We start from the raw sequence: 24,538 nt of genomic DNA on the forward strand, positions 1-24,538 counted from the left end.
AGCCCCCATTGCGAAGGACTGATCAGGCAGCAGATGGCGCGAGCGCGACTACCAAACGAATCGCTATACTTCGACAGACATGGCTTGCGTGGGATGCTATGCGTGGGATGAATAACATGCAGGGTTTCGGGGAAAACTGTGCGAATCGCTCGTGTCCAGATTGAGAATTTTCGGGGAATCAAGCGGGCTGAGATCTTTTTCTCTGGAACTTCCGTCCTGCTTGGCGACAACAACACCGGAAAGTCGACAGTATTTGAAGCAATAGAGCTTGCCATCGGTGCGGACCGATTGGCGAGGACGCAGGCCATTGACGAACACGACTTTTATGGCGGCGATTATCTGCCTGTGGAAGGCGGTCCACAAAAGCGCATCGTGGTCGAAGTCGTCATCGCTGGCCTCGATGAGCAGCACTGCACGAAGTTCCGCAACAATCTCGAATTCTGGCGGCAGGCCGACCGCTCACTTCTCGGGCCCGGCCAGGGCGCAAACCTCGGTCAGCCGGGGATCGAGCCGGCGGTCCGCATCCGCTTCGAAGGGGCCTACGACCCGGAGAACGACGACTTCATGGCCAAGACATGGTTCGCCGTACCACGACATGAGGACGGGGCGCCAATCAATGAGTGCCGGTCCAGCGACAAACGGGAATTCGGTTTTCTTCACCTTCGTGCCCTGCGAACCGGAAACCGGGCGCTCTCCATGGAGCGCGGTTCGCTCCTCGACATCATCCTCAAGACCTACGAAGTGCGCACCCGCATGTGGGAAGGCCTGCTTCGGCAGCTCCGTGACCTCGACGTCGTCGGCGCCAATGATCCCGAATTCGGTCGCATCCTGACAGCCATTCGCGACGCCATGCGCGACATCGTCCCAGGCGAATGGGCCGATGCGCCTCATCTTCGTGTGTCGGAACTGACGCGCGAAGATCTCCGGCGCGTCCTGAAATCCTTCCTCGCAACCGGTGTTCCCGGCTACGCCGCTCCCTTTCAGCACCAAGGCTCAGGCACGATCAATGCACTCGTGCTCGCCATGCTGGGGTTGATTGCCGAGCGTCGCAACGGCCGCGTCATCTTTGCCATGGAGGAGCCCGAACTCTCGCTGCCACCCCATGTTCAGAAGCGCGTCGTCGATAAGGTCAGAGGCATCGCAGCCCAAGCCCTCTTCACCTCGCACTCTCCTTATGTGATCGAGCAGTTTCAGCCGGAACAGATGATGGTGATGACCCGCAACGCAGCGGGTATCCTCACGGCATCGAATATAGCGCTTCCCGAGAATCTGAAGCTCAAGACGTTTCGCGATGGCTTTCGGACGCGCTTCTGCGAGGCGATGCTCGCCCGGCGTGTCATCGTGGTTGAGGGAAAGACCGAGCTGGTCGCCTATAGCGCGGTTGCCCGGCGTGCCGCAGAGCTCGCACCAGCAGACTACCAGCGGTTGGACGCACTCGGATGGGTACCGTTCGACGCCGGCGGCCAAACCGCGGTCGCTTCATTTGCCGCGTTCTTTCGAAGCCTCGGGAAAACCGTCGCCACGATCTTCGACCAACAAGCTGACGCCGAGCGCCAGGAGATCGTCGCCTCCTGCGACGCCGCCTTTGAACAGCCCTATGCCGGCTTCGAGCACCTGCTTGCGGCCGAGGTGTCGGTTGCGATGCAAGCCTGGTTCGTCCAGTTCTTCGTCGGTGCCGGTGAATGGCCGCAGGCTTTGAATCATCTCTTGCCTCCACTAGGCTCGCCGGAAGAGAACTATCGACCTGCCTTTGTGGCCTTGTTCAAGCACAAGAAGGGCGACGATTATCTCACCGTCTTCCTGGATCTATGCCAAATCGGGCATTTTCCGCCGACCATGCTGCGGGTCATCACGGCACTCAAGAATCTGGCCGCGCCACCACCCCCGCCACCGCCACCTCCGCCGGCACAACCCGATATCTTTGAGTGACCGCAATGGCGTTGGTCCTATGCGAACACAGACAACGCCTGCTCCGGACAGAGGGCAATATCCTGGTCCGGGGCGGCGCCGGATCGGGCAAGACCACGATCGCACTCGCCAAAGCATGTGCCGATCTCGATGCGGCGCGGTTGGGCCCGCTGGGAAAGGCGCTATTCCTGAGTTTCGCGCGGGCGACTGTAGCGCGCGTCGCGGAACAGGCGACCGCCACACTGCCTCGCACACTGATGTCACGTATCGAGATCAACACCTATCACGGCTTCGCCTGGACGATACTGAAGAGCCACGGCTACCTGATCTGCGCCAAACAAGGCGTGTCTCTACTTTTGCCTGCCCAGGCCCGGGCGCATCTCGCAGGTCTCGATGGCAACGCCCGATCGGCCCGGCAAAGGGAGTTATTCGACAGGCAAGGTCTGATCGCCTTCGACCTCTTTCCGGTCTTGTTGACCGAGCTCTTCCAAGCAGCGCCCCTGCTCGCGAGAGCTTACGCCAGGGCCTATCCGCTGATCATCGTCGACGAGTTTCAGGACACGAATGCCGAAGAGTGGCAAATGATCAGCCAGCTTGGACAGCATAGCCGCCTTATCGCGCTCGGCGACCCGAAACAGAGGATCTACGACTTCAAAGGCGCGCACCCGGGCCGGTTCGATGATTTTGTCGCAGCGTTCAACCCCACGCCCTTTGATTTCGCCGGGGAGAACAATCGTAGCCCCGGCACGGCAATCGCTCAGTTCGCCAATGACATTGTCGCCGGAGAATATACGGCTGCTGCTTATGCAGGCGTTTCAGTTTCGCGCTATCGTGGGCGCAGCCTCCGCCCGCTCAAACAGGAAATCCTGCGAGCCGTTGCTCGGCTGCGCCGGAACGCGGAATGGTCCTTGGCGGTCCTCGTACCCGCCAACGTCCTGGCCGTCAGGGTCTTTGACTACATGGCCGAGGCGGCGCATGGATTTCCGTCCTATCCGGTCGACATCTTGGTAGCAGCCGAAGGCCCAATGCTGGCTGCAGACCTGATTGCGCTGCTGATGGAACCGCGACCAAGCGAGCAGGCCCATGCCGCGGCCATCCTGGAGGGGTTGGCTGCATTCGAACTCGGTCGCTCAGAAGAGGCATCCGCGACGGCGATCCGAAAGGCAGGCCGGTACAGAGAGATCGCCCAAGCCGTTCGGGGTCGGGGTCTGGACGGGCTCGGAGCACGTGGTATCGGCCCGGGCGTCGGAAGCCTGTTGACCAGCATGGCGGCGATCCAGCTGACCGGGGATCCCATGACGGATTGGAGGGCCGTGCGCGCCCAACTCGACGCGAGCGGCCGCGACGAGCTCAGGGCGCTCGCGAAGGAAGCCCGCCACATGCGTCTGCTGAGGCGCGGCGCCCAAATCGAATCCAGACTCGCCGAGGACTGGCGCACTTATGGCAGCTACAACAATGCTCGAGCCTTGCTGGCCGCCGCCGTAGTCGAGGACCAGTTCGCCGCCACCACCCGCCCCCAGCAGGGCGTGACCGTGATGACCATCCATAAGGCGAAGGGGAAGGAATTCGATGAAGTCATAGTCTTCGAGGGCCTGTTCTCCCGCTATGTGCAGAGACCCAGCGCCGACGGCGAGCGTTCTGCGCGCTTCAACCTCCACGTCGCCGCCACCCGTGCACGGCGCGCCGTGACCATCATGACGCCCGAAAACCAACCCTGTCATATCCTTCCCTGAGGAAGCCACCGTGAACGACAAGCCGCGCAAGCACCACTTCGTCCCGCAATTTTGGATACGCCGCTTCGCCGGCACGGATGGAAAGCTCTGGGCATATGATCACGATAATGGCCGGATCAGCGAACGCTCCTCCAAGCAGTTGATGCAGATTTTCAACCTCTACACTGTTCAGCCGTCAGGCGCCGACGACACGACGCTGGAAACCGTCGATCTCAACCGGATCGATTCCGAGGGCAGCGCGGTTTTCGATCGCATTCTCAAGGGCGATCTAACCCAACCGGCGAAGGAGGCGTTTGCCTCTTTCCTGGCCGCCCAGGTTCTACGCGACCCCGACATTGTAACGTCTTACAATCCCCGTGCTCAGGCGTTGACCCTGAACTTGTTGGCCGCCTTCGACGCCCCGGACTTCGACACGTTTCGTAAGGCATGGGAGGCCCAATATCCCGGCGCGTCAGTCACCGAAGCCGAATTTAATCATATTCACTCGTTGAGTTTGCAGGGCGCCGAAAATGCTCTTGAGGCCATCATTGCAGCTCTCGATGACAGCGAAGGCCTGCCTGAGCTTCCATTCACGGACGCTGTGCGCAGTCCCGACAGCCGAAACATCATTCGCGACCATCTCCTCTCGCTAGACTGGGCCCTGAAGACAGATGCTGCCGCTCGCTTCATCCTGGGTGACACCGGGGTGCTTTACAACAAAGGTGCAATGCAGACCTTATCGGCTCCTCTATCTCGCGGTGCGGCCCTGCTTCTCACGCCATCCGACAATCCGAAGCCGGGCATTTCCTCAGTTGCAGCGGCGGACCATGACGTCCAAAACCTCAATATTGAGACTGCTGCCCGCTCGCGGCGCTGGATCGTTGGCGACCCGTCACAGTTGGAACGGCTTAGGTCGCAGGTTGGGAGCAGACTACTGCCGGATCCACGCAAAGTCTAAGCGGACGCACTCGGCTCATTGGCGCATGCTGTAGCTGGCGGCGATGCGGAATGGACCGCAGGAGACCCTCAATGTTCAAACAAGGTCCACAGCATGCCCTATGACTTGAGACGCTCGATCATCGATCAGGACGCACTCCCGGAAGACTTCCCCACGCATCGTCACGCAGGAGCCTTCTGGGAAGTACTAGGCCGGACCGTTGCGACTTTTGGCTTCCTCGAAGAGACGATTGCTAAAGCGATCTTCGCGTTCACCGGCACGCGCGACGTACCTGCGCAAGAGATCGAGGCGGAATTCGAGAAGTGGCTGTCAACCTTGCAAAAGGCGCTGAGCGATCCCTTGGGAGGTTTGATCGACGCTTACGGCAAGGCCGCGCGCCAACATCCCAATACGACAATTACCAACCTCCAGGATCTTCTCGATGATTTGCGAAGAGCCGCGGAGCTGCGCAACGTGCTGTGCCACGGCTCTTGGCGCATTCCGGATTCTGCAGGTCGATCAATCCCGTTCTACGTTGACCGTAAGAACCGGGTCTTCGAAACACCAATCGACGTCGCCTATCTCGATCAGGTTCGTGGGCACGTCGTCGAGCTCGCATGCGCAGTAATGGATACTGTTGGTCATATGGGCTGGCAGTTTCCCGGTTCGCGCGGCCCCGGAAAACAGGTGGTGGGATAAACGCGAGACTTCTCGTGGCTGGCGCTGGCTGCGCCGAGTGTCTTCCGGAGACTCGGCTGCAACGTCCGCTTTCGGCTGAAGACACAGTTTGCCTGAACGTCCGCAATGAGGCGCAAAGCAGTCAACTCGTCTGGATTAGAAGGATCACTCGAAGCGTTCGCAGAAAATCCGATTGCGCTTCTCTTCAGACGCGGCGCTTGGATGATATCGCCAAACGGCAGTTTGCTGTCATCGCGCTCCCCCGCAACGTTGACGGAATTTCGCAGCGCGCGTTCATGGCAGAATGGATCCAGCAGGATAACCCGGAACGGAACCCTTTCGCACAACCGCTGTCTGACGGCTGGCCAGTGACGTTGCAATCCAATCGATAAATAAGACGCTCCTGAGTTCGCCGCCAGCGACATCGTGTGGGGCATTGTTTATTGTGAGCGCCGTGTCATTGTTGCGCCGGTTCTGATCTGCAAGCCGCTGCATGTTATACAAATCTGTCACGCCATATGAGACGGCTGCGTCCGCTAATTTGTCCGCTAGGGTATTGTGTGCCAAAAGTCCCATAGGTTGTGGCTCAGAATGGGCCCAACGCACAGCTGCGAACATGCCCATAACGATGGCCGCGACAATCACATATGCCCACCATGGCGCGTTCACAAAGCTGGTAAGCCACGTCGCACCGAACGCACTTACGACGAAAACGAGAGCTTCGATGAAAAGACTGAGCTTGTACACATTCAGTCGTCTCATTTTCTCATCCACCCCACCAAAGCTTGGTGCGCTACTGCGACAGAGCTCTAACATATTGACTAGCGCTCACTATTTGTATGCTGAACAGTCTCGCCTGAGTATATGTTTTAGCTAGTCGCTAATTAGACGGAATCCTGCCAGTCTGCATTTCCCCCCCTTACCTGATGTAGAGCAGCTTCCAAGTGAGAATTAGTACCCAGGATCGGGCCGACACGAACATGCGCTGAAGGAACGGCCACTGGGACCATGATGCTACTCGAATGCAAAATAGTGTCAGAACGTCCCGGGAAGGCTGCAGGCAGGGGATGTCAGGTCGATCAGCCTGTAGATATGGTACCGCCCATTCGCCGAGACTTCGCGATGGGTATAGGAGGTGGGAATTCTTGCTTTGAGATGGACGCGGCTGTCGGAGCAGGCGAGCACGGCAGCAGCGATGGCCTGAACCTTCGGGCCGCTGACAAAAACGTTCACCACCGCACGCGAGCCGAACCCGTCGAGATAGGTCTCGAAAGCATCGAGGTGGGCCATCAGCCCGAAAGCCTGGATGTCGCGAACTTCGCCATCTTCGAGCCGGTGGGTTTCACGTACCTTGGCCACCTGCTGATCGAGCAAAGCATCGATATGCGCATTCTTTTCGCTTCTTGGCACGAGGAGCGAGATCCGTTCCGGACTGACGATATCGATCAATCCGTAGAATACGTCGGCATCTCCTCCGATCCCCACGAGCAGGACTTTCTCTTCGCCCATTCCTCCGCTGCCTTGAAGATGAGGGACGGTGACGTATCGGTCCAAGCCGCTGGAAAAATCCTCTTTGCCGCTCGCGTTCCCGTAGATACCTTCGGCGTACCCGAACTCGAGAGACTGAATCGACATTTTCTTGAATGCCACCGCAATCAGCCATTGGATGTAGATTCGCGGCATCGTCGAGCACTCGACGAAAACCCTCCGCAGGCTTCCTTCGTATGAGCCACATGAAGCGGCCATTTGAGTGAGCAGGTGGTCGAGGAGATTGATGTTTTTCTGATACTCGATGGAAGGCTCGAGGGTGATCACAGTCACTTCGACGCCCCATCGGTTACCCATTGCGATGAGCCTTCGCCGGTTTTCTTCGACGGCTGGGACGTTCGCTTCCTTCAGAGCAAAGTCCAGAACCACGATCTTGCCGACCTTCAGGTCAAGATGGTTTTCGAACGCGGCGAAGCGCGTTTCCCAGCCAAGCGCGACGATGGCGATATCTGCCTCTATCGTTTCGCATGTACCGGGATCTCTCGCCTTCTCGGTGACGGCCAGATGGCCGAAGACTCGATACTCGACAGTTGAAGCGGTCATTCGAGATCGTTCTCGAAAAGCGAGTGCTGGAATTCGGTCTTGAGTGCGGGCCGCGCGACGAGCTCCTTAAACACCGAGTCGGCCCAGTCTTCTGGGAGCCGATGCCTGGTAAAAAGCAGGTCGACCATCCGCGCCGCAGGGATTGTGTTGATTTCGTACGGGCCGCGATAGGAGAACCCGAAGTAAGGTGCAAATCGCCGATGCAATCTGATCATCATCTCCTTCGATGCGGGATCGGCGCGGTCCACCTCAAGGTTGCCGGCGGCGGAGACCTCCCGGATAAACCCATCCCTTTCCGCCCGACGCAGGACCTCGTCCAGTTTTCCGCTGGGTTGCTCTAGTCGGTTCACCAGCGAGCGCATTTCATTTAGATCGACCCTGAAAATGCCTCTCTCTGTCGTTCCTAGAGCATTTTCTTCGGCAAACTCTGTCTGGAGGCGAGCGGTCAGGTAACCTAACGCCCGCACCATACGCACGCTCTCTTCTTCGTACGGATGTGAAAGCGCCTGAAGTCCATCAAGCTTCCGTTGAGAGGCGGCGTTCACAGCCTGTCTCTGCTGTTCGAGATGAATCTGCAAATCCGAGTTGATGAATTCCACCAGTTTTCGTGGATCGCTGGAATTCGGAACACTGCGGCGGAAGATCTCTCCCATTATATCGAGGAAATCGCGTATACAGACATCGCTCAATGATGTGATGATCTGGTGCCCTACATACGGGTAGTCATGCAGACCGAGCATTTGACACGCTTTCAGAAAAGCCCATCCCTGTTTCCGGGCGATCGACCTCTTCAGATTCGAAGCATCCGCCTTGCTCATGGGCCGGCGCTTGATTTCCGGGTTCATGAGCGCGAGCGCCAGTCCTTCGGCATAAGGGCGCGCTTTTCGATCAAGAAGAAATTGCTGCTGATCCACCGTCCTCAAATTCACGGAGAGGAATTCACGTGCTGCATCAGCGAGTGCCACAAGCTCTTCTCTGCCCTCGGAATGACCCGATATGATAACCCGCTCGATGATGTCATTGACGGAAAGCCGCCCCAGCCGGCTTTTGAGCGAAAACGCGCTGAGCGCATCGTTGCGTTTGAGATCACTCCGCAGATGGTCAGGAAGCGCATAGTAGAGCCGAAGCGACGACACGTTCTCGCACAGCGTGGCGAACTCCCTCGGATCGACTGAATCAAGATTCTCGACGTCCCGGTCAGCATTCGAGAGCGACTGGCCGGGTATGATCGTCCGGATCGTGTCGTAGAGGCCGCCGATGTAGGCGAGGACCCATTTCACGTTGCCGCGCGTCTTCCTCACCAACGTGTTCAGGAACTGCTGCTGGAGCGGTGTCAGTGCTTCACAGTCGTCAATTAGGATTTTGAAGAAGGGCGCCCTGTCACCGGCGAAAGATGGGCCATTCAAAAGTGGAGTGATCGCGGTCGCGACCTTATTAATGATAGCGCCAGGGTCTGTCGCTCTGAAGCCGGCCGCTCCGGCATCGGCGGCAAAGAAGAACGCGTTGAAGCATTCGTCGACGTAACGGGTCACCCCACCCCGCAGCTCATCGATGCTGAAGAAGTCGAGACGAGCAGGTTGGGGTATGAAGTGCAGCACTTCGCGATGCAGTGCCAGGGCGACGTCCCTATCTTCGGAGGCCCGGTATTTCAAGTGGCCGTCGCGTCTGAGCTGGCCGATGCTGTCGAGCAGGCGTTCGACTATCTTGAGCTCCAGATAGTGAGAGAAGATTACAAATTGCCGCGGGATCACGGCGGCCGTATCGAACCGTATGTGCTCCGGAATGAGGTTCAGAACCGCGTTGTCGATTAGGGGCGAGAATGTCTCATTGAGCTGGAAGAAGACGCCATACCAGCCGAGCTTGCCAACTTGGTCCGCGAGACTTTTGTCTTCGAGGATATGGACTGTGGAAAGCGAGCGAAGAATGCTGGTCTTGCCACTGCCTCTCGTCCCTGCGACGAAGACCGGCTTGGCAGCGGCAGAAATCAAGGCCGACTTCTGACTGAACCACAGTATCGGGCGGCTTTCGTACTCGATCCTGTTGGGGCCGAACGGATTCTGCATCGCTATTCGTCCCTTACCTTAATGCGCCAAGCCGAGTTTGCCTTCGTGAGGCCATCTATCTCGACGGCGCGCGCCGCTTGGAGCATCAGAAGAGAGTCTTCCAGATCTAGCCCGAGCTCGGCGGAGGCGGCAATCTCAGTGATCTCGTCCCAGAAGAGTAACCCAGTCCCGCGCCTGTTGGCATGGTCGCGGAGTCGGCGCAGCAGGTCAAACGTGTCGTTGTTCAAAAAGGCCTTGCCGTTGGACATTGTCGAGATAAAGCAATGTTCGCCTTCAATGACCGTCCCGTCGGCGACATTGGTCCGGTAGGGTATAAGTCGGATGCCGACGAGCTCTCCCTGATCGGTCGTGAAGAAGACGAGCTCATTGAAACCTGACTGTATCTCTGGTGCTGAGATGCAGATCAATTTGCCGTCCGGAAACCTTGGATCGTTGACGATCTCGACCGGATCGGCATGTATGTGCCCATGCAGATAGACGATAGGCTTGTTGCCCTGCAGCAGCTGAGTTCTGACAAATCCGCTGTTGAGCATCTCCGCGTATGGCGTAATGCGCGGAGTCTTCTGTGGCAGCAGATTGTGATGGCCGACCATGATGCCAAAACGTATGCCGGGCTGCTGGAGCAATTCCTGTAGGCCTGCTAGCATCTCACGCGAGATGTATGGCGTGTCCATCTGACCGTAATACTCGTCGTCGGACGCCTCCTTGTCTGGATCGCTGGGAGGTGTCGCGGGCGAATGTCCAGAGGTGTCCGGCGAGCCGAGATCTACGGGTTCTGTAGAAGGACTGAGTGCCTCGAGACGATCACGAAGGAACGCAGGAAGGTTCTGAAGCTCCCAACTGCCTATCGCTGTGTTGACGAGGATGAAGTTTGCGCCAGTGGATCCTGTCGGAAGTCTGAAATGCACGGGCTGGTCCACGGGAACGGTCTGCCAACCGAAGCGGGCGGCTAAACTCGCCATTTCGCTGAATTTCTCAGTCGGTCCAAGTTCGCGCGCGTCATCACGGTTCACATCGTGATTTCCCGGTACGAATATCAACGGAAGCGCCTTTGAACTGCGTCCCTGTGCGCGGCAAAGCAACGTAAAATGCTGGAATGCCGAAGCGATGAACGTCTTGTCGCCACGGCTCGTGAAATCCCCCATGAAGGCGATCGAATCCAGGGGCTTCGAAGTCGTCAGCCGCCGAAGTTTCGTCAAGACGGCACGCAGCGAAGACGCGCGCAGCTTCTGCGTTATTTTCGGAGCGAACTTGCTATCCTTGGCATCGATGTTGCTGGAGGAAGGATGCCAGTCCGGATAGTGAATATCGCCAACTTGAAGGATTCGCACCCGCCGCATAACTCGCCCCCTGCCGAGAGCCATAGACTAATCCGTTCGCTTTTGCCAAGCGCGAACGATCATCCGACCGCATCGCCAGGGAAAGCGCGCTTATCTTTTTGTTGGTAATGCAGACGCACGACGCAATTGTGCGCTCGGTTGCTTGACTGCCCACGAAATGGGCACTCAATCTGGGCGCATGGCTTATGATTTCTCGAGTTTGTCCCATAACGAGTTTGAGGATTTAGCCCGCGACCTCGTAGGTCGCGAGATCGACAAGCGTTTCGAGGCCTTTCCCGAGGGACCGGACGACGCGATGGATGGTCGACATGCCCTTGCCGGCGGCGACATTGTGCTGCAGGCGAAGCACTACCAGCGGTCGGGCTTCTCGGCGCTGAAATCCAAGATGAAGAGCGAGCGCACAGCCATCGATGACCTAGCGCCGTCGCGATACATCCTCGTCACGTCGGCTTCGCTCACGCCAAAAAACAAAACGGCATTGGCGGAGATCGTCGGGCCTGCGCTGCAAGGTCCCGGCGACATATTCGGACCCGGCGATCTCAATGCGCTGCTGCGCAAATATCCAGAGATCGAGAAAGCTCATCAGAAGCTTTGGGCGCAAAGCACTCCCGTTCTGAAATCGGTGATCAAAGAAGCGTTCGAAGAGGCGCTCGGGAAGTCAGGACCGGTACCTCCTGTCCTCGCCAATCTGCTGCCGCCGGCGCAAGGAACCGCGCCTGGCGCGGCTGCCGCGCCAGCGGTGCGCGACACGATCTTTCTGCTCAAGGCCTCGCTGATCGACGACGAACTTGCGCTGTGGCTGGGTCCCAAGCTCGAGGCTGAAGGCTATCGGGTTTTCGCCGACATCCTGACTCTGCAGCCGGGCGACAAATTGCGGCGACAGGTGAATCAGGCTTTGCAGTATCGCGCGGCGAAAGTCCTCCTCGTCTTGCGCGACGCGACTCTCGCCGATCAGCACGTGCAGGACGATCTCGACGTTGCCCTGGAGGTGGCTAAGGAAATCGACGATCCGCGCTTCATCATCCCGCTGCGTCTCGAGCAGGGGAAGAAGGTCAAAGGTCTCGGGGATGCGATGCCAGTCGATTTCGCCCGTGGCTGGGGAGAAGGCGTGGCCAGCCTCCTTGATGCCCTGCAAAGGCAGAAAGTTCCGCGATCCGGCGGTTCCGCAGTGATCGATCCGAACTGGGAAACCTTCCGCCGCCGCGGCGCGGTCCCGATCGTCGACGAAGCTGAGCGCTTGACATCGAACTGGCTGCGCGCCGGAGAGGCGCCCGATGTCATTCGCTACTACGAGAGTATTGGAGCGATCGACAGTCGGTTGCTTGATCGGGCGATCGAACAGTTCAAGTATCCATGCACTCTGCAGGGCACTGGCTTCATCACCTTTGCGGACCAGACCGAGATCAACATCGCGTTCGTATCCGCTGGCCGTTTTCAGATGAAGCACGAGATCCCGTTGCTGGATTTCGTCGAGAACGGTTACTCGAGGCTTGGCATCGGGCGTCAGGTCGCATCGAACCTGGTCATTGTGATGATCAAGCAGGCCTGGTTCTCCTTCTGCAGGGAGAAGGGCTTCGTCGAATATCACTACTCCAACGCGATCGGCTTCCACGCGTCGGCCGCGCAGGTACGGACCGGCCAACGCATTCCTTGGGGCAGGCAGGGGGATCAGCGGTCCTCGGTGCTGCGCAACGTGGCCAAGGGGCATATCTGGCAGTTCGGCGTCACCGCGTTGCCCTATTTCTGGCCGTTCTGGCATATGAAGCTAAAGGCGCGGGTTTTGTTCTCCCTCGACAACGACACGCCGGCCGGGCTCCATATCGACGATCCCAAGAAGCTGCATCGCCTGCGACGCAGCGTCTGCAAGGGATGGCGAAACAAGCAATGGCAGGGCCGCATGCTTGCTTTCCTTGAGCTCCTGTCCGGCGACAGCGCGAACATCCGCCTGGCGCTCGCGCAAAACGCCGAGCTGGTGATCGAGGCCGCGCCGATGCTGTTTACATCGCCGGTGAGCACAGCACTTCCCGATGTTCTCGATCCCGAGGAAGAAGAGGCCGACGTCAGCACGCTGGGTCGCCCGGATAACGATGACGAGGCCGATGAATGAAGTTTCCTGAGAAATCGCTCCAGGTTGAACACTTCAACGAGCCGTTACTGGAATTCGCCTATGCGCAGCGCAGTCCTCACCCGAAGGATGGTTTGTTCCTCTACGGGCCTCACGCTAAGGCGAAGAGGACGCGCGAAATCCGTGTCGGGGTGGTCGGCACCAGCGATGGCATTGCGCATTTTCGTACCTGGGCGCGCAAGCTGAAGTCCGTCGTTCCGCTTCCACCGCCCGGAAAGGGTGAGAAGGCCGATCGCCTGCATCTGGCGAACTTCCCTGGGCTCGAGGAGGCCTTCGGGATATCGTTCGATCCGGATGAATGCAGTGCGCTGTCGATCCAGCTGAAGGATATTGAGCGCGCCACGCGCATCTTCAATCTCAATGAGGCCGTCGACAAGGTCGCCCGCCTCTACATCGATCGTGTCGAGCAGCATCGCCGCAACGACGAGCGATCAATCGACGTCTGGGTCCTTGTTCTGCCGGACATCGTCTATGAGCGCTGCCGGCGGCAATCTAAGCGCACCGGCCTTGCGATGGAGCTGGGCGACTTCAAGAAGCGACAGAAGGCGAAAGAAAACCTGCCGCTGTTGTCCGCCATGGGCGCCATCGATCAGTCCGACGAGGCGATCTTCGAGGATGTCCCCGACTTCCATCGCAGGATCAAGGCCGAGTTCCTGAGGATCGCGCCGACGCAGCTGGTGCGCGAGACGACGCTCGCGCCCGGCGCCTTCCTCAACAAGGCCAACTACCCCACCCGTAAGACGCAGGATGCAGCAACGGTCGCATGGAATCTCGCCACCGGGCTCTACTATAAGACGCAGCCGAAACCGCCATGGCGGTTGGCGGACGTGCGGCCCGGCGTTTGCTACATCGGCATGGTCTACAAGAGCCTGCCGAACGATCCTGACGGGCACGCCTGCTCCGCCGCTCAGATGTTCCTCAACGAGGGTGACGGCGTCGTTTTCCGCGGCGCCAATGGTCCGTGGAAGACCGGTGACTACGAGTATCATCTCAAGGCGCCGGCGGCTAAGGACTTGCTTGAACTCGTGCTGAAAACCTACAGTGAAGAGCATGGCGGCCCGCCGAAGGAGCTGTTCATTCACGGACAGACCTATTTCAACGATGAAGAGTGGAATGCGTTCGTCGCGGCCGCGCCGAAGGAGACAAATGTCGTCGGCGTGAGGATCCGACCAACTGGGGGCGAGACCAAGCTCTTTCGGGATGGCGACTATCCGGTGCTGCGCGGCACAGCGCTCTTGCTCGACGATCAGACGGCGTATCTGTGGACGACAGGCTACGTGCCGCAGCTCGACACCTACATTGGACCCGAGACGCCCAACCCGCTTCACATCACGGTGATGCGGTCCAAGAAACCCAAACCGAAAATCAGCACCGTGCTTGAAGACATCATGGGTCTCACCAAGATCAACTACAACTCGTGCAACTTCAACGATGGGCTGCCGGTTACGGTTCGCTTTGCGAAGATGGTCGGCGATGTCCTGACAATGGGGTCGGCCAAGGGCGAGAAACGCCAGCCGTTCAAGTTCTATGTCTGAACATGAATTGAAAGTTCGAAAGCCACAAGCGCTTGCGGCGTTGAGCGGCTGCAGGTATGTTTTCAAGAAATTGCTTGGCTGCTATCCGTGTCGCACCACCTCTTCCAGCCATGTCTGCTTTCCGGCTGCGTCTGCGTTCAGCTCAAGGGCTGAAACCACTTGCCGACTACCAGCCCACACGCTCCTAGTGGCTTTGTGCCCGAATGAACTCCCTCGGGAAGCCCTTTCTGAGCGCTGGCGCGGTGATGCGGCGATAGCCATAGGTGGGTGCTCGTCGACCAAAGGGCGAATGAGCGGCAGCAGCCCTGCATGAAAAACGACAAGCGAGATACGCTTCCAGTCCGGAGCGCGAAGATCGCTTCCTCGACGTCTATGTGCAGGTCAACACGTCTGGCGAGTACAGCAAGTTCGGCCTCCATCCGAACGCAGTGCTGCCCTTCGTGGAGACTCTCGATCAGCTTCCCCGTCTCCGGCCATGCGGGTTGATGACACTTGCGCTGTTTTCCTCCGACATGGCTAAGGTGCGGGCTTGCTTCATTCTGCTGCGCGGGCTGCGGGGACAAAGCCGTGAAGCATAACGCCGCGCTGACCGGGCTCTCCATGGGCATGACCGGAGACTTCGAGGAAGCCATAGAGGAAGGCGCCACTGTCGTGCGCGTTGGTCAGGCCATCTTCGGCAAACGGCCGACGCCTGACGGCCACTACTGGCCGGGTTTCGCCCCCAACCGATCGAGGGATTGAACCATGACTTCAAACGGCCTGTCTGCTTTTTCGATTACCGCCGCCGATCATTCCGGCCGGTCGAGATTTACGCGTCAGGGAAACGGTCAGCCGGCTGATCGCGGCTGAGGTCGCTTCCCGCGGCCTGCCAGCCCACGCAATCGCGCGACGCAAGCGACCTTTCTGAGCGTCCCGCGCAAGCTTATGGTCACTTGGGGATTTCGACATGGCCGCCGCGCACCTATAGCTACGACCTGCTTTGCATTGAGATCAGGGCAAGCTGGACGCCACCGATGTCCAGGGCGTGTTCGCCGTCCGCTCAATCACCGTGATGAATGTCGCCGCACTCTGCTGGAAACGATTCTGGTTTCCGCTCTGGAGGTGGCGAACGCCATGGCCGTCCTGGGTGAGCAAAGTCCCTCGGATATTTCAGGTGAACCTGGCCCAGCTCTAGGAGCGCGTGATCCAGTCCGCAATGATGGCCTAGTGCTCCATCCAGTCCTCGAACACGGCGAGGCAGTTATGAGATGAGCAACGTCGGCCCGATCATCGGCCGTCACGCGCCGCGACTTCGCCGAGACGATCAGGTTCATTCAGCAAGCCGAGAATCCGAGCGATGAGGACCTGGATTCCGGGACTACATGAATCCACCCGACGTGGAGCCATGCAAAGGGTTGACCGTGAGCGAAGAGAACGGGTCCTAAAAGACCCAAGAGGCAGAAGCCTTCGAGACACAGTCGCGAAGTCGGTGTGCTCGTGAGCAAGACCTAGGCTTGCCGACCATCGCAAAGTTCGCCGGTTGGTCAAAAGAGACGATGGGTCGTAGTTGAGAGCTATACACAGATCGGAGCAGATGCGCGATCATTGGCCCGAAGGAGCCCTTCGGTATGCAAATGGTCAAACGGCAGAAGCAAACTCAACGCGAAAGCTGCCAGGGCATAGAGGCCGCGCCAGCGGATCGCCCCCTTCCCGTTCTACCGCACATTGAGGCGCGACAGGTCGTGCGAACTGTTCGCCGATCGCAATTGCGAGGCATCGTCCCACTATCGGACACGACCATTTATGAAATGGAACAACGAGGCGAGTTTCCCCGAAGGTTCAATCTGACCCCCCGCTGCGTTGTTTGGGACCTGGGAGAAGTCGAAGCGTGGATTCAGGAACGGCGGAATGCGTCCTCTGCTGGTTCAATCGAACTCACCCGGGGACCAGACGTGCGGTCGCGAAAGACGAGACCCGTCAAATCGGATCGAGGATGACGACTGCCCCGGAAATCGGCTGCAGTGTGGGTGCGTGTTTATTGCCAGCCGCCCATGCTTCAATCATGTCGGCCCATTCCTGCAGCATGTGGCGCCGCTGCGGTTCATATTCAGCCTTGTTATAGACGCCACGGGAGGAGCGACTGTCTTCGTGGGCGAGGCATTTTTCGATCCAGTCGCGATTGAATCCGATCTCGTTGAGGAGCGTGGAACCGGTCCGCCGTAGATCGTGCACCGTAAAGGGAGCAAGCGGCAGATCTTGTTTTTTCGCGCGGTCCACAATCGCCATGGTGATCCGATTGAAAGTCGCGCGCGACATCGGTTCGTCGGCGTCGTAGCGAGATGGAAGCACGTATCGAGAGTTAGCAGCGCAGGTCTTGAGCGCAATCATGATGTCGACGGACTGGCGGGACAGGTAGACGTTATGTGGCTTCTTCCGCTTCATTCGCTCTTTGGGAATGCTCCATACCGCGTTCTCGAAGTCGACCTCATCCCACGTCGCGTCCAGAAGCTCGCTTTTCCGAACCATCGTGAGAAGGATCAGCTTTAGGCCCAGCCGAATGGTTGGCAAAGTCGGCACATTTTCCAACTCTTTCAGCATGGTTCGAATCTCTGCGGGTGACAACGCGCGGTCTTTCGCCTCGAAGGTGGCTATTGACGCCGGTCCTACCTCGTCCGCCGGATTGGCTATCTTCTCGCCGTGCAGAATGGCATAACCATAGACCTGCTTAACGATATCCCGGACGTGAATGGCCGTTGCTGGTGCGCCACGGTCCCTGACTTTTGCGCAGAGCGCCCGCAAGTCGTCCGACGTGATTTCTGTCAGGAGTCTTTTATCCCAAATCGGCAAGATGTCTCGATCGAAGACGGCTTTGCGCATGGAGCGCGTGCTGTCCGCCATCTTCGCCTCTTTAAACCATACTCTGCCGGCATCGCCGAACGTAGCCGTCGCAGACAGGCGCCGCTTGTCACGCTGCTTTTCCTGGGCAGGCGATTTTCCGGCTGCCACCATTTTTCGTGCGGCAAGACAGCGGTCACGCGCCTCTGCTAGCGAGATGCCTCCCTCACCATAGCGACCCAGCGTCACTGTCTCTCGCCGACCATTCACTCGGTAGTCATATCGGAACGATATCTGCCCTGTGGGAGCCACGGTCGCGTACATACCGTCACGATCGGTGACTTTGTATATTTTATCTTTTGGTTTCAGCTTCTTAAGTGCGATGTCGGTTAGCATAGTGGGAGACAGGTGCGCGCATCTAGGGTTGTCCAATGCCTAATTTTACCGTCATTCGTTTTACCGTCAAGGCTTTGTGACGGCCCATTGAATTCAATGCCTTAGCTCGAAAGACGCCAACATGCTTGAGTCGGTGCAGTGACGGCATCAGTCTGCAAGGGACGATGGCGCGAAAAGGAATGCCGTCAGATCTACCGCCAAATGATTCCGCTTAGGGGCGATAGTCAGCGATAGACGTAGAGACGAAAGCAGATAAAATTCAATGCTTAGTGAGGCTTCCTCGATAGCCGCCGAATGCTGGCGAACGACCAATATTTATTCCCACTCGATTGTTCCAGGCGGCTTCGACGTCACGTCGTAGACGACGCGGTTGATGCCGCGGACTTCGTTGATGATGCGGGTGGCAGCAGCCCCCAGGAAGGCCATGTCGTAGTGGTAGAAATCCGCCGTCATGCCGTCGACCGAGGTGACGGCGCGCAGCGCGCAGACGAACTCGTAGGTGCGGCCGTCGCCCATCACGCCGACCGTCTGCACCGGCAGCAGCACGGCGAATGCCTGCCAGATGGCATCGTAGAGGCCGGCCTTGCGGATCTCGTCGAGATAGATGGCGTCGGCTTCGCGCAGGATCTCCAGCTTTTCGCGGGTGATGCCGCCGGGACAGCGGATGGCAAGACCCGGACCTGGAAACGGGTGCCGGCCGATGAAGCTTTCGGGCAGGCCAAGCTCCTTGCCCAGCGCCCTGACCTCGTCCTTGAACAGCTCGCGCAGCGGCTCGACCAGCTGCATGTTCATGCGCGCCGGCAGGCCGCCGACATTGTGGTGCGACTTGATCGTCACCGACGGGCCGCCGGTGAAGGAGACACTTTCGATCACGTCGGGATAGAGCGTGCCTTGCGCCAGGAATTCGGCGCCGCCGAGTTTCTTGGCCTCTTCCTCGAACACCTCGATGAACAGCCGGCCTATGGTCTTGCGTTTTTTCTCCGGATCCGACTCGCCCTCGAGGGCGTCGATGAAACGGTCCGACGCGTTGACCAGAATGAGCGGCAAATTGTAGTGCTCACGGAACATCGCCACCACGCCCGCGGCCTCGTCCTTGCGCATCAGGCCGTGGTCGACAAGGATGCAGGTCAGTTGGTCGCCGACCGCTTCGTGGATCAACAGCGCGGCAACGGAGGAATCGACGCCGCCCGACAGCGCGCAGATGACCTTGCCCTTGCCGACCTGCTTGCGGATCGCCTCGACCGCGTGCTCGCGGTAGGCGCGCATGGTCCAGTCGCCCTCGATGCCGGCGATGTTGTGGACGAAGTTCCTGAGCAGCCGGGCACCGTCGGGCGTATGCACCACCTCGGGGTGGAACATGATGCCGTACATCTTGCGCTCGATGTTGCCGAAGATGGCGAAGGGCGAGCCCTCCGATTTGCCGAACACCTCGAAGCCGTTGGGCAAGGAGATGACGCGGTCGCCATGGCTCATCCACACCTGGTGGCGCTGGCCGGGCGCCCACAGGCCCTCGAACAGCGGGCTGTCCTTCTGGATCTCGACGAAGGCGCGGCCGAATTCGCGATGGTCGGAGCTTTCGGCGACGCCGCCCATCTGCACGCACATAGCCATCTGGCCGTAACAGATGCCGAGCACCGGCACGCCGGCGTCGAAGACGATCTGCGGCGCGCGCGGACTGCCGATATCGCCGGTCGAAGCCGGGCCGCCGGACAGGATCACGGCTTTCGGATTGATGCGCTTGAATGCCGCTTCGGCCGACTGGAACGGCACGATCTCGGAAAACACGCCGGCCTCGCGGATGCGGCGGGCGATGAGCTGGGTGAACTGGCTGCCGAAATCGACAATCAGGACGGTATCGGGATGATTGGCTGTTTTCATGGCGAGCGTTTAGAGAAAGAAATGAGTCGACGCAATGGGTTGCGAGTTTCAGAGCCGTCTGGCGTCTTCATGCGGCGAATCTTTCAGAAGCGTGCCCGAACCGATGGCCTGTTCGAGCCGCATGACGGCCTCCGCCAGCTTCTCATCGATGACTTCAAGATATTCGGTCCAGTCGCCGACATGCCTGAGATCCGCCGCCCCGTCGGAAATGCCGCGCAGCCCGATCAGCGGAATGTCGAACAACTGGCAGGCGCGCAGGCAGGCGAAGGTCTCCATGTCGACCATGTCGGCGTTAACAACATCATAGGCCGCACCGGTGATGATCGCGCCGCCGGTCGATAGCGTCGCCTGCTTGATATCAGGTATCTTGAAGGGCAATGGCACGATCACCGGCAGTTCGAGGAAGGGTGTGGCACCCTTCTCGAAGCCGAGCGGCGAAGCGTCGATGTCACGGTAGCTGACCGAAACCGCCTGGTAGATTCCCGTCTGCTCCAGCGTCCGGCTGCCGGCTGAGCCGAGCGACACGACGAGGTCGGGCAGGGCTTTTTGCGACTTCAGCCAGGAGAGTTCAGCGCCTAGCCTGACGCCGGCCTCGACCGGACCGACACCTGTCATCAATGGCGTGAACAGCTGCTTGAGATGCGGACCGTATTCGGCCTGCGCCGCCATGACGAAGAGGACGTCCTTGCCCGACAGGCGGCGAATTTTATCGGTCATGATGATTTGCTCCTCTCCGCCCGATCACCTGCTTATCTGCGCCGCCGCTCGCCGGGACCCGCTGCCTCCGGCAGCTCCCGGCGTCCGTGGCCTTTCATCGTGCCACCGGCACGATGAATTCGCCTGCGGCGAACCGGCCACTCACCCTTCTATGCCATCACGCCCGACCACCGTCATCATCGTTCCGGTCATGGTGGCGATCAGCTTGGCCTCGCCGTCGGCGGCAAAGGCGTAGGCCTGGCCGTCGGCAACGATGATGGTGCGGCCTGGCTTGGTCACCGAGCCGCGGAACAGGAAGCGCTCGCCCCTGCCCGGCGCCAGCAGGTTGACCTTGAACTCGATGGTCAGCACGCCGGAATTTTCCGGCATCAGCGAAAAGGCGGCATAGCCGCAGGCCGAGTCCAGCGCCGTCGAAATGACGCCGGCATGGAGGAAGCCGTGCTGCTGGGTGAGTGCCGCCGAATAAGGCATCTCGATCTCGATGATGCCGGGCGTCACCAGCGTCAGTTCGGCGCCGATCGTGGCCATCGCCTTCTGGCGCGCGAAGGAGGTCCTGACGCGATCCTCATAATCCGGGGCGGGTACGATCTTTGCTGCCATGGCCGCTGCCTTCCTTTATGCGGATAAGCTTATTGCAGAGGCATGGACGGCAGGCAAATGCTTTTGCTGCACTGCACAATCGACCTGGCCTGCCTGCTGGCGCCACGCATCCGTCAGGAATTGGCGACATCCGATCGGATTCAGGCCGACCTGCGCAACGCACAGAAGTAAAACCCGTCGGTGCCGCTCAGCGCCGGCGACAGCGAGATGTCGCCTTTGGCGCCGATGCGCGCGGCTGCCGGATGGCCGGGAAAACGGCTGTCCCAGAGCTGGCGGTGGTCGACGGGAACAAAGCCGCTGTTACGGTCCCGAAAGGCCGCGATCTGCTCGCCATTCTCCTCATCAAACACCGAGCAGGTGATGTAGACCAGCAGGCCGCCCGGTTTGACATAGGCTTTGGCCGCATCGAGGATCGCCGACTGTTCGCCCTTGCGGGTATCGAGCTGCCTCTGCGTCAGCCGCCATTTGGCGTCGGGGCGGCGCCGCCACGTGCCGCTGCCGGTGCAGGGCGCGTCGACCAGCACGATGTCCATGTGGTTGCCGAGCGGCGCGAGTTCCGCGGGCTTGGTGACCACCTGCACATTGCGGTTTTCCGAACGACGGATGCGGTCGAAGATCGGCGCCAGCCGTGCTTTCTCCGCATCGTGGGCAAAGATCTGGCCGCGATTTTCCATCGAAGCCGACAGTGCCAGTGTCTTGCCGCCGGCGCCGGCGCAGAAATCCAGCACCTGCATGCCGGCTTCGGCCCCGGCAAGGGCGGCCGCGATCTGCGAGCCTTCGTCCTGGACCTCGAACCAGCCCTTCTGGAAGGCCGGTTCGGCCTGCACATTCGGGTGCCGGCCATCGCCGTCGATCGGCGGAATGCGGATGCCGTGCGGGGCGATTGCCGCGGGTTTCGCGCCGGTTCCCGTCAGTTCGGCCAGCACCTTGTCGCGGTTGGCCTGCAAGGTGTTGACCCTGAGGTCGAGCGGCGGGCGCGTTGCCAGCGCGGCGCCCTCGTCGGCCCAGCTCGAGCCGAAGGCTCGCTCGAAAAGCGGCGCGCACCAGTCGGGAACATCCGCCCGCACCGCGTCCGGCGCATCGGCGAGCCGACCGTCGGCGATGGCCTGAAGCTCGGCGGCGGTCAGCAGCGGCGGTGCGAACTTGTCACCATCCAGCGCCTCGTTGAGCGACTGGGCCGTCTGCCCCCATTCGAGCAGCAGGGCGCCGAAGCCAATGGCGCGCGGCGTGTCCTGCCCCAGCAGCCAGCCCGCGGAACGCTTGTGGCGCAAGGCGTCATAGACGATGTTGCCGATGGCCGCACGGTCGCCGCCGCCGGCGAAGCGATGCGACAGGCCCCAATCCTTCAGCGCGTCCGCCACCGGCCGGTGGCGCCGGCCGATGTCTTCCAGCACTTCGATGGCCGCAGCCAGCCTTCCGCCCAGTCGCATTGTCTTGTTCCGTCACGCAGAAAATTATTCCGGCCCTGCTCTAGAGCGCGCAACCGGCGCGCACAAGCAGGTCGGCCGGCACAACCGCTCTGCTTTCCAACTTTTCTGGTTGCGAATACTCTTCCGATTGTGATTCGCGGCGCGAAAAGGTGAACCGGCGGATCGACACGAGGAGAGGGCAATGAAGACTTATCTGGCGGAAGTTCTAGGCACATTTCTATTGGTGTTCATCGGTACGGCTTCTGTCGTGACGGGCGGCTTCGGCGGCGCGCTGCCGCTTGGCCAGGAAGGCATCGGTCTGGCGTTCGGCATCGGCCTCATCGCCGCGGCCTATGCGATCGGCCCCATTTCGGGCGCGCATCTCAACCCGGCGGTGACGCTCGGCGTCTTCCTTGCCGGCCGGCTGCCGGCCAAAGACGTCATCCCCTACTGGATCGCGCAGGTCATCGGCGGCGTCCTTGCTTCACTGGCGTTGTGGATCATCGTCTCCGGCCAGGTTGGCGGACACACCACCGGCTTCGGCGCCAATGGCTGGGATGTGACGAAATGGGGTGTCAGTTCGGCCTTCCTGTGGGAAGTGATCGGCACCTTCACCTTCGTCACCGTGATCCTTGGCGTCACGGCCGAAAAGCACTCGACGGCGTTCGCCGGACTGGTCATCGGCCTGACGCTGGCAGGGCTGCACTTCGCCATCATCCCGGTGACCGGCACGTCGCTCAACCCGGCCCGCTCGATCGGTCCGGCACTGTTTTCGGGAACTGCGGCGATCGGCCAGCTCTGGCTGTTCATCGTGGCACCGCTGATCGGCGGCGCCATTGCCGGCGTTGTCGCCAAGGCGCGCATCTTCGAGAAGGACTGAGCTCTTTGGAAGGCTGAATATGCGAAGGCGCGGGCCATGGCCCGCGCCTTCGCGATTGGCATAATAGAACCGCCAAGTTTTCTATTCCCCAATGACGACTTAAACAGGCTCGGCCTTAGATGGCAACTTTGTGCAGCATCGCTGACGTTGCGACCAGCTTTGCCATTTCCTGAAACCGGCCATTGTGCCACAGATTGATTGGGACCGCAGACGGGCGCTGAGCTTGCTCGGATGCTCGGTTGCAGTCGTGTATGTGCTTTTCCGTGATCGCGGAAGTGAAGCTCCGGATTTTCAGGTGTTGAAGCCGCATTTGCGTAGGGCGACGGATAAGCCGGATTAGACCATTGCGAAGCGATTTCGCCGCCATGACTGAAACGGCTTTTCGATGAAGGTCCAAGACAGTGCGGCGATCGCAAGCGAAAGTACAAGCGTCACGACAAGGACCATGCGCCAGTCGTTGGTGTACATCAACGCCGCTCTGGAAATCGGATAGTGCCATAGATAGACCGAATACGAGATGATGCCGATATAGACGATCGGCCTCCATGCAAAAGCACGGGCTATCATCGTTTCATTGTTGAGCAGCGACACGACGAGGCCGGCCGACGCCATGTCGATAAGCGGTTGCAGATAGGCGGTCGATACAGGCTCTTGTGTTGCCACGAACGCAAGAACCACAAGCGCACCCAAAGACGACAGCCCTACGATATTGGCGTGCCGACCCTTGAGGCCGATGCCCGAAACGGACACTAATGCGCCCAACAGCAGACCAGAGAGCCGAGTGTCGAAACGGAAAGCAGTCATCTCGAACTCGGTGTAGTGATAAGCATTGCCCAGCCGCCAAAGCGTTGCCACGACGAACGCTATCGCAAGCGCCTTGATCCTTGACCTTTGGGCGAGCTTTGCCAGCCCCAGTACCGCCATCGGCCAGATCAGGTAGAAATGCTCCTCGACCGCAAGCGACCATGTGTGACCAAGCAGGGGAATGACGCCATGGAGCGCACTTACATAGTCCGCGAGATACAGAATCGAGATAGCGACGATCAGCCCAATAGGGACGTCCGGCCAGAATAGCGGCCCAATTATCAGGGCTGCGGCAAGCAACATAACAAGGGGCGGCATCAGCCTAACTGAGCGGCGCAGCAGAAACGCTCCGATCGCGATGGTGCCCGTACTGTCGGCCTCTCGCATCAAGAGCGACGTGATCAAAAATCCGCTCAAGACAAAGAAGATGTCAACGCCGATGAAGCCGCCAGGCATCCATGGGCTCTGGGAGTGATGCACGACAACCAGCATCGCGGCGAGTGCCCTGACGCCGTCTAAAGCCGGATTTCGTATCACTCAAGCATTACTCCCGCCAAGAAGACTTTAATCCTACCTTAGAACATCACGGCGGACCAGCCTTCTATGGCTGTCCGGCACCCTAAAAGGCAGGTTGCTTTCGCCCTACGACAT

General features: G+C 59.6%; 18 protein-coding genes and 1 pseudogene. 9 read left to right on the top strand and 10 right to left on the bottom strand.

Annotation, left to right across the window (positions count from 1 at the left end):
• The first annotated feature begins 138 nt into the window (after positions 1–138).
• The 4 genes from M729_RS0105270 (at position 139) to M729_RS0105285 (ending at position 5,256) form a co-directional block, all read left to right on the top strand.
• Positions 139–1,929, top strand: a complete 1,791-nt coding sequence (locus M729_RS0105270) for an AAA family ATPase (protein WP_027160967.1) — start codon at positions 139–141, stop codon at positions 1,927–1,929.
• A 5-nt stretch (positions 1,930–1,934) separates the two neighbouring features.
• Complete coding sequence (locus M729_RS0105275; protein WP_027160968.1) at positions 1,935–3,641, top strand: ATP-dependent helicase; 1,707 nt, start codon at positions 1,935–1,937, stop codon at positions 3,639–3,641.
• A gap of 10 nt (positions 3,642–3,651) precedes the next feature.
• Positions 3,652–4,578, top strand: coding sequence for a DUF4238 domain-containing protein (locus tag M729_RS0105280; protein WP_027160969.1), 927 nt, complete (start codon positions 3,652–3,654; stop codon positions 4,576–4,578).
• A gap of 93 nt (positions 4,579–4,671) precedes the next feature.
• Positions 4,672–5,256: a hypothetical protein gene (locus tag M729_RS0105285; protein ID WP_027160970.1), complete on the top strand. Its 585-nt coding sequence runs from the start codon at positions 4,672–4,674 to the stop codon at positions 5,254–5,256.
• A 273-nt stretch (positions 5,257–5,529) separates the two neighbouring features.
• Here the strand turns inward: M729_RS0105285 and M729_RS0105290 are convergent, their stop codons facing one another.
• From M729_RS0105290 to M729_RS0105305, 4 genes are all read right to left on the bottom strand, one after another.
• Positions 5,530–5,997: a hypothetical protein gene (locus M729_RS0105290; protein WP_027160971.1), complete on the bottom strand. Its 468-nt coding sequence runs from the start codon at positions 5,995–5,997 to the stop codon at positions 5,530–5,532.
• Between the two features lie 273 nt (positions 5,998–6,270).
• Positions 6,271–7,326: a hypothetical protein gene (locus M729_RS0105295; RefSeq protein WP_027160972.1), complete on the bottom strand. Its 1,056-nt coding sequence runs from the start codon at positions 7,324–7,326 to the stop codon at positions 6,271–6,273.
• The gene (locus tag M729_RS0105300; RefSeq protein ID WP_027160973.1) at positions 7,323–9,389 is read right to left on the bottom strand and encodes a hypothetical protein; all 2,067 of its coding nucleotides are present in this window, start codon (positions 9,387–9,389) and stop codon (positions 7,323–7,325) included. Before M729_RS0105300 ends, M729_RS0105295 begins: the two co-directional genes overlap by 4 nt.
• A 2-nt stretch (positions 9,390–9,391) precedes the next feature.
• A complete protein-coding gene (locus tag M729_RS0105305; RefSeq protein WP_027160974.1) occupies positions 9,392–10,753 on the bottom strand; it encodes a metallophosphoesterase in 1,362 nt (453 codons plus the stop codon).
• 154 nt (positions 10,754–10,907) lie between these two features.
• Here M729_RS0105305 and M729_RS0105310 point away from each other — a divergent pair, with 154 nt between their 5' ends.
• The 4 genes and pseudogenes from M729_RS0105310 to M729_RS1000000136895 all read left to right on the top strand — a co-directional run bounded on the left by M729_RS0105310 (position 10,908) and on the right by M729_RS1000000136895 (position 16,365).
• Positions 10,908–12,836, top strand: coding sequence for a toll/interleukin-1 receptor domain-containing protein (locus tag M729_RS0105310; RefSeq protein ID WP_027160975.1), 1,929 nt, complete (start codon positions 10,908–10,910; stop codon positions 12,834–12,836).
• A complete protein-coding gene (locus M729_RS0105315; RefSeq protein ID WP_027160976.1) occupies positions 12,833–14,389 on the top strand; it encodes a hypothetical protein in 1,557 nt (518 codons plus the stop codon). Before M729_RS0105310 ends, M729_RS0105315 begins: the two co-directional genes overlap by 4 nt.
• A gap of 350 nt (positions 14,390–14,739) precedes the next feature.
• Positions 14,740–15,130, top strand: a pseudogene (locus M729_RS1000000139150) (alanine racemase); the annotation flags it as partial.
• An 872-nt stretch (positions 15,131–16,002) separates the two neighbouring features.
• Entirely contained in the window at positions 16,003–16,365 is a 363-nt protein-coding gene (locus M729_RS1000000136895; protein ID WP_348626660.1) for an AlpA family phage regulatory protein, read from the top strand.
• Here M729_RS1000000136895 and M729_RS0105330 read toward each other — a convergent pair.
• From M729_RS0105330 to M729_RS0105355, 5 genes are all read right to left on the bottom strand, one after another.
• Positions 16,346–17,599 (bottom strand): site-specific integrase, encoded by a 1,254-nt coding sequence (locus M729_RS0105330; protein ID WP_027160978.1) that lies wholly within the window; start codon positions 17,597–17,599, stop codon positions 16,346–16,348. The two genes, M729_RS1000000136895 and M729_RS0105330, sit on opposite strands and share 20 nt — an antisense overlap.
• Positions 17,600–17,914: 315 nt before the next feature.
• The gene (gene guaA, locus M729_RS0105335) at positions 17,915–19,477 is read right to left on the bottom strand and encodes a glutamine-hydrolyzing GMP synthase (protein WP_024502342.1); all 1,563 of its coding nucleotides are present in this window, start codon (positions 19,475–19,477) and stop codon (positions 17,915–17,917) included.
• A 48-nt stretch (positions 19,478–19,525) separates the two neighbouring features.
• Positions 19,526–20,194 (bottom strand): 5'-methylthioadenosine/S-adenosylhomocysteine nucleosidase, encoded by a 669-nt coding sequence (locus M729_RS0105340; RefSeq protein WP_027160979.1) that lies wholly within the window; start codon positions 20,192–20,194, stop codon positions 19,526–19,528.
• A 141-nt stretch (positions 20,195–20,335) separates the two neighbouring features.
• A complete protein-coding gene (locus tag M729_RS0105345) occupies positions 20,336–20,794 on the bottom strand; it encodes a PaaI family thioesterase (protein ID WP_013530371.1) in 459 nt (152 codons plus the stop codon).
• Positions 20,795–20,934: 140 nt separating this feature from the next.
• Positions 20,935–22,224 carry an RsmB/NOP family class I SAM-dependent RNA methyltransferase gene (locus M729_RS0105355; protein WP_027160980.1) on the bottom strand — a complete coding sequence of 430 codons (1,290 nt, stop codon included), beginning with the start codon at positions 22,222–22,224 and terminating at the stop codon, positions 20,935–20,937.
• A 181-nt stretch (positions 22,225–22,405) separates the two neighbouring features.
• Here M729_RS0105355 and M729_RS0105360 point away from each other — a divergent pair, with 181 nt between their 5' ends.
• Positions 22,406–23,083 carry an MIP family channel protein gene (locus M729_RS0105360; RefSeq protein WP_013530368.1) on the top strand — a complete coding sequence of 226 codons (678 nt, stop codon included), beginning with the start codon at positions 22,406–22,408 and terminating at the stop codon, positions 23,081–23,083.
• A 336-nt stretch (positions 23,084–23,419) separates the two neighbouring features.
• Here M729_RS0105360 and M729_RS01000000134700 read toward each other — a convergent pair whose 3' ends face one another.
• The gene (locus M729_RS01000000134700) at positions 23,420–24,424 is read right to left on the bottom strand and encodes an acyltransferase (protein ID WP_156949273.1); all 1,005 of its coding nucleotides are present in this window, start codon (positions 24,422–24,424) and stop codon (positions 23,420–23,422) included.
• Positions 24,425–24,538: the final 114 nt, after the last annotated feature.

Source organism: Mesorhizobium sp. WSM1293 (assembly GCF_000513875.1).
GTDB lineage: Bacteria > Pseudomonadota > Alphaproteobacteria > Rhizobiales > Rhizobiaceae > Mesorhizobium > Mesorhizobium ciceri.